Annotated in this window: 1 protein-coding gene and 1 pseudogene; both read right to left on the bottom strand. The window is 61.9% G+C overall.

Translation table 11 applies throughout. From position 1 onward, the window contains the following. Window positions 1-74 precede the first annotated feature (74 nt). Window positions 75-515, bottom strand: coding sequence for a phage tail protein (locus tag IEX86_RS24600; protein WP_188868771.1), 441 nt, complete (start codon window positions 513-515; stop codon window positions 75-77). 6 nt (window positions 516-521) lie between these two features. Beyond that, window positions 522-1,527, bottom strand: a pseudogene (locus tag IEX86_RS24595) (phage tail tape measure protein); the annotation flags it as partial.

Here is a 1,527-nt window from a genome sequence, read left to right as displayed (position 1 = left end):
GTAACTGGCACCGTTCACCTCCTGGTCGTACAGCTTGCGCAGCTGGCCTGTTGCCTGGTTGAGAGCTTCGCGGATCATAGGATGCTCCGCAGGATGCCATTGGCCGAAGCAATGCCGGCACCGAGCAAGTCGGTGCGGCTGTCGTCGATGCGCTTGAGCGAGAGGGTAAATTCAATACGCCGGGCTGCACCGTCACGAAAAAAGATCGTCCTGGTTTCGCTGATGCTTTCGATGACCCAGAGCCCCATGATTCGACCCGTACCCTCGATCATGGGCCAGGCCGAGCCGGACTCGGCCATGTAGCGCAGCACGTCAAGGCTGGCAGCAGTGCCGGTAAGCTCGGGCGCAAGCCAGCCGGGCAAGGTAATGCTGTCATCACCACGCCCCACAAACTGACGCGCCGGTGGGGCACCGACGCGCGAGCTGCTTGCGTGCCGGTATTCGGTTTGCCGTTGCAGCTCCTGGTAGGCGAGGGTAGAGAGGCTAAAGATAAAACGTCCTAGAGCCATCATCATGGCGGGTTACTCCTGGTCTCGCAGGCTGCTGCGGCCGCGGGCGGATTGTTCAGACTTGGCCTTGGCCAGCTCGGCGCGAACCATGCGAGCAATAGCCTGCGGATCCATACCAGGAGCTGCGTGGATGTGAATTTCGTAGCTGTCCTGGCTGACTATGCTGGGCGTAGCAATTTGCGATACCGGAGGCCGGTCATCAAAGCTGATCCCGGCCATGGCCGGAGTGGCGGCAGTAGCTACGCCAACCGCGACCGCACCGGCTGCAGCCAGCCGCTTGGCCGTGCCGGCCATCTGAGCAAGTGGCCCGTCTTCGTTCTTGGCCAGACCTACCGCAAGGCCCGCCATGGTGAAGCCGCCCAGCTCGGCAAAGACGCGGCTGGGCGAGTGGATGTCGAGCTTTTCCTTGAACCAGTCAATAGCTCCGCCGGCGGCGTTGACGATAGCGTCCTTGACCTTGCCCACGTTGTTGGTAATGCCGTTGACCAGGCCATCAATCACCATGCCGCCAAAGTCGGTGAACTTGGCCGGCAGCTCAATTCCCATGTAACTCAGCACAGCAGCCCAGGCGCTGTAAAAGATGCCAATCGGGGAGAAGTTAGCCAGCAACTGCAGGATGCCGGTCAGGCCGCCGTTAAAACCATTCTTGATCTCCTGCCAGAGCGAGGCAAACCAGGGGCCGACCGTTCCCCAGTGCTGGTAGATCAGCGTGGCGGCAAGGGCAATGCCGGTAATAAGGGCCAGGATCGGGTTGGCCATGGCAGCGGCCGTCACCAGACGGATACCAGTGGCCACCAGGGGCAGGGCGGACCTAGCCAACTGGAACAGGGTGCCGATCAGGCTAAAGCCCTTGAGACCCAGCAGACCCATGCCATAGCGCAGCAGCGCGAACGGGCCGAGCACGCTGGCAATGGCCAGGGTGAGGGTGCCCATGCCGGCAGTAATGGCGGCGACCACAGCTGCGCCCTTGACCAGGTTATTGGTCAGCTCCGGGTTGGCCACAGTCCAGGCCTTGATC

The organism is Pseudomonas asuensis (assembly GCF_014646755.1).
In the GTDB taxonomy this organism is placed as follows: domain Bacteria; phylum Pseudomonadota; class Gammaproteobacteria; order Pseudomonadales; family Pseudomonadaceae; genus Chryseomonas; species Chryseomonas asuensis.
Note: the sequence above shows the minus strand (reverse complement) of the source record. Positions and strands in the feature narration are given on the sequence as shown.